Annotated in this window: 4 protein-coding genes and 4 tRNA genes; 1 reads left to right on the top strand and 7 read right to left on the bottom strand. The window is 51.6% G+C overall.

The features are described 5' to 3' along the window. The 5 genes from MKS11_RS27145 to MKS11_RS27165 form a co-directional block, all read right to left on the bottom strand. The coding region (locus tag MKS11_RS27145) for a GTP-binding protein (RefSeq protein ID WP_227256966.1) at positions 1 to 214 on the bottom strand (214 nt) is incomplete at its 3' end. A 115-nt stretch (positions 215 to 329) separates the two neighbouring features. Next, positions 330 to 405, bottom strand: a tRNA-Thr gene (locus MKS11_RS27150). 5 nt (positions 406 to 410) lie between these two features. After that, a tRNA-Gly gene (locus MKS11_RS27155) sits at positions 411 to 485 on the bottom strand. A 115-nt stretch (positions 486 to 600) separates the two neighbouring features. After that, positions 601 to 685 (bottom strand) — tRNA-Tyr (locus MKS11_RS27160). Positions 686 to 695: 10 nt separating this feature from the next. Beyond that, positions 696 to 771, bottom strand: a tRNA-Thr gene (locus MKS11_RS27165). A gap of 430 nt (positions 772 to 1201) precedes the next feature. On the opposite strand from MKS11_RS27165, the gene coaA reads away from it, so the two are divergent. Next, positions 1202 to 2152 carry a type I pantothenate kinase gene (gene coaA, locus MKS11_RS27170; protein WP_004206833.1) on the top strand — a complete coding sequence of 317 codons (951 nt, stop codon included), beginning with the start codon at positions 1202 to 1204 and terminating at the stop codon, positions 2150 to 2152. Between the two features lie 26 nt (positions 2153 to 2178). On the opposite strand, the gene birA is transcribed toward coaA, so the two are convergent. Both birA and murB read right to left on the bottom strand, forming a co-directional pair. Further along, positions 2179 to 3141: a bifunctional biotin--[acetyl-CoA-carboxylase] ligase/biotin operon repressor BirA gene (gene birA, locus MKS11_RS27175; RefSeq protein ID WP_004206834.1), complete on the bottom strand. Its 963-nt coding sequence runs from the start codon at positions 3139 to 3141 to the stop codon at positions 2179 to 2181. After that, positions 3138 to 4166, bottom strand: coding sequence for a UDP-N-acetylmuramate dehydrogenase (gene murB / locus MKS11_RS27180; RefSeq protein ID WP_048293986.1), 1029 nt, complete (start codon positions 4164 to 4166; stop codon positions 3138 to 3140). The genes birA and murB overlap by 4 nt, the downstream gene beginning before the upstream one ends. Between the last annotated feature and the right edge of the window lie 325 nt (positions 4167 to 4491).

The raw sequence follows: 4491 nt of genomic DNA on the forward strand, positions 1-4491 counted from the left end.
TGTCATATTCAACGTGAGAGGTGTTGATGGTGATACCACGAGCTTTTTCTTCCGGCGCGTTATCGATCTGGTCGAATGCGCGAGCGGAACCACCGTAGGTTTTAGCCAGAACGGTAGTGATGGCAGCGGTCAGCGTTGTTTTACCATGGTCAACGTGGCCGATAGTACCGACGTTAACGTGCGGTTTTGTACGTTCAAACTTTTCTTTAGACATCGATTGTCCCTCTAAGACACGGATAAATCGGTGATATCACCACATCAACCAGGCAACATGCCCGACTTGTTGAATGAACATAACAGAAGAGAAACAGGGAAGGAGAGAAAAGAAGTGGTGCTGATACCCAGAGTCGAACTGGGGACCTCACCCTTACCAAGGGTGCGCTCTACCAACTGAGCCATATCAGCACGTCTGGAGCGGGCAGCGGGAATCGAACCCGCATCATCAGCTTGGAAGGCTGAGGTAATAGCCATTATACGATGCCCGCATCCTGAAACTCGGCTACCCAGTTCTTTCTGTAATACTAAAAAGACTGCTCTCTTTAGTATTGAGCTGATTAGTTTACCCAACCAACTCCGGCTACGCAAAGCGTCGCCAGAAAGTGGTGGTGGGGGAAGGATTCGAACCTTCGAAGTCGATGACGGCAGATTTACAGTCTGCTCCCTTTGGCCGCTCGGGAACCCCACCCAAATTGTTATGGTGCCGACTACCGGAATCGAACTGGTGACCTACTGATTACAAGTCAGTTGCTCTACCTACTGAGCTAAGTCGGCATCAAGTAGCGCGCATTCTAGGGAGAGGAGCGAGTTCATGCAACTAAAAATTTGCATAAAACGTTCTCTTGCTCACATTTTGTGCTCTTACGCGAAAAAACGGTGTAATTTCAAACAAAGGAGTGCAAATAATCGCCAACAAACGGGCCCATCAGGCGCGGTTTCGGTCAGCCACGTTTACCAGGAACGTCTGCTGACCGTAAACTGAAAGGCAGCAGGCCGTTAGTACCATCCTGTTAGCAAAGGCCATGCTTTGCAAAGCATAAGAAACTTATTCCTCTCTTGTGACGCTGGCGCGAGAAAGCGGCATTCAATGAGTTTTTTTCTTATTATTCCCGGCAATCTGGTGTTACCCTCCTGCCCATTGTCCTGATTAACTCGTGTGAAGCATCGCCGTTTCAACGTATTCGGTGATGGTAAGAACATGCTTATGAGCCAAAAAGAGCAGACGTTAATGACACCGTACCTACAATTTAACCGCCACCAATGGGCTGCACTTCGTGATTCTGTCCCGATGACGTTAACCGAGGAAGAAATCACGCGGTTAAAAGGCATCAACGAAGATCTCTCTCTGGAAGAGGTTGCTGAGATCTATTTGCCGCTGTCGCGTTTGCTCAACTTCTATATCAGTTCTAACCTGCGTCGTCAGGCTGTTCTCGAACAATTTCTTGGCACCAACGGTCAGCGAATTCCCTATATTATCAGTATCGCTGGCAGCGTGGCGGTAGGAAAAAGCACCACCGCCCGTGTACTGCAGGCCTTGCTGAGCCGTTGGCCGGAGCATCGCCATGTCGAACTCATTACCACTGACGGATTTTTGCACCCTAACTCAGTTTTGAAAGAACGTGGGTTAATGAAGAAAAAAGGCTTTCCGCAGTCCTATGATATGCATCGGCTGGTAAAGTTTGTCTCCGATCTCAAATCAGGGGTACCACAGGCAACTGCACCGGTTTATTCCCATCTAATTTATGATGTTATTCCCGATGGCGATAAAACCGTCGCTCAACCGGATATTCTCATTCTTGAAGGACTGAATGTTCTGCAAAGTGGGATGGATTATCCACACGATCCGCATCATGTATTCGTATCGGATTTTGTCGACTTTTCTATTTATGTCGATGCCCCGGAAGAATTATTGAAAAGCTGGTATATCAACCGCTTTCTTAAATTCCGGGAAGGGGCATTTACCGACCCGGATTCTTATTTTCATAATTACGCCAAGCTGTCGAAGGAAGAAGCGGTCGAAATTGCCACCTCGCTTTGGAATGAGATTAACCTAATGAATCTCAAGGAAAACATCCTTCCAACTCGCGAGCGCGCCAGCCTGATTATGACCAAGAGCGCCAATCATTCTGTTAATCAGGTACGCTTGCGTAAATAAAGCAAAGGGAGCCGGAGCTCCCTTTTTTATTCTGCGCTGCGCAATGATATTTCACCACCAACCCAGGCTTTTATCACACCATCCTGCTCCAGCAATAGCGCACCCTGGGCGTCAATGCCGCGGGAAATGCCATAAATTTCTTTATCACCGATAATCAGTTTTACCGGACGATGAATAAAGTTATCCAGTTTTTCCCAGCGCGGCAGATAAGGAGCCAACCCTTCCTGCTCGAACAGCTCCAGTCCCAGGCGCAGCTCTTTAATCAGGCGCGCGGCGAGGAGATTACGGTCGATGACCACCCCCGCTTCCTGAAGACTGATCCAACCCTGATTGACGACATCAGACTCCACACGACGCATCACAAGGTTGATACCCGCGCCGCTGACGATTTGTGCGGCATCGCCCGTTTTCCCCGTCAGCTCCACGAGGATCCCTGACAGCTTACGATCCTGCAGGTAAATATCGTTTGGCCATTTCACGCGAACCTGTTCGGCCCCGAGCTGCTGCAGCACTTCAGCGATCACAATACCAATCACCAGGCTTAGGCCAATCGCCGCTGCCGGGCCCTGCTCCAGACGCCAGTACATCGAGAGATAGAGATTCGCACCAAAGGGGGAAAACCATTTTCTGCCGCGCCGGCCTCGCCCTGCCTGCTGATATTCAGCTACGCAGGCATCGCCGGACGTCAGCTCATCCAGTCTGTCCAGCAAATACTGGTTAGTGGAGTCGATTACCGGAAGGACAGTCACTCGACCGTGCTCTATCTGTTGGGAGATCTTTTTCTCATCCAACAGATGTATGGGCTCTGGCAGGCTGTACCCCTTGCCCGGCACGGTAAACACATCGACGCCCCAGTCGCGTAACGTCTGGATATGCTTATTAATCGCCGCCCGGCTCATGCCTAACTGCTCACCAAGCTGTTCACCTGAGTGAAACTCACCATCAGCAAGGATAGAAATTAGCGTTAAAGGGATAGTATGGTCTTTCACGCAATGCTCTCCTCTGCGTTGACTTCACCATGCGTTCCAATGAAGCGCACCTCGGGCTGAAGCCATACATTGAATTTCGCCCCCACCTGCTGGCGAACGTAATGGGCTAGCTTTATCACATCCTCGCTGGTCGCTTGATCTTCATTAATCAGTACCAGCGCCTGCTGTCGATGCACGGCCGCTCCGCCGATGCGTTTTCCTTTGAGCTGACATTGATCGATTAGCCAGCCAGCGGCCAGCTTGACGCTGCCGTTTGCCTGCGGATAGTGCGGTGCATGAGGGAAGTGCGCCAGCAGCGCTTCAGCAACCTGAGCGCTGACGATCGGGTTCTTAAAAAAGCTGCCAGCATTACCGTTAATCTTTGGATCCGGCAATTTAGTCATTCGCATATGGCAGACCGCATCGAATACCTGCTGCGGGGTGACTGTCTGCGGATCGAGACGTGTTAAATCACCGTAGCTCAGCACAGGTCGCCACGCTTTCGCTAACGATAAGCCAATCGCGACGATGGCGTAGCGGTCCTGATATTCATGTTTAAAGATACTGTCGCGATAGCCGAAACGGCATTCCGCCGCGGAAAGGCGTTGTTTACGTCCCGTTTCCAGCTCGATGCAGTCAACATATTCGCAGACCCGCTGTAATTCGACGCCGTAGGCACCAATATTCTGGATCGGCGACGATCCTGCGCAGCCTGGGATTAATGCCAGATTTTCCAGACCAGGCATCGCATGCTGTAGCGTGAACTGCACCAGTTGATGCCAGTTTTCGCCGGCGCCGACGTGCAAGCGCCAGGCATCCGGGGTTTCGCTCACCTCGATCCCCATAATCCGGTTGAGGATCACCGTACCGGCATAGTCGTTCAGAAACAGGACGTTACTGCCTTCCCCAAGGATTAGCGTGGGTTCGCCAGCCGCGGCAGCGGTTTGCCAGGCGCTTAGCAACTGTTGCTCAGTTTCGGCGCGTACTATCGTATTGGCGGATCGCTCAATGCCAAAGGTATTCCAGGGTTTGAGGGAGTGGTTCATAGTGGCTTCCTGATGCAAAATCGGCGTTAGTTTACCGTATCTGGCGGGGGAAGGCTTGCCTGATTACAGAGGCAATAATATTGCGGAGCGTTACCAGTGGTGAGAGGTGTACCGCGCCGGGCTACAGAACCCGCAAGGCCCCTGGCCCAGGTAAGCGCAGCGCCACCGGGGGGGCATGCCGGCACCCTTCCCGGATGGCACAAACGCAAAAAAGCTCAGCCTTCCGACTGAGCTTTCTGCTTTATTTGATGCCTGGCAGTTCCCTACTCTCACATGGGGAGACCCCACACTACCATCGGCGCTACGGCGTTTCACTTCTGAGTTC

This window comes from Klebsiella sp. K5-45 (assembly GCF_030128605.1).
In the GTDB taxonomy this organism is placed as follows: domain Bacteria; phylum Pseudomonadota; class Gammaproteobacteria; order Enterobacterales; family Enterobacteriaceae; genus Klebsiella; species Klebsiella quasipneumoniae.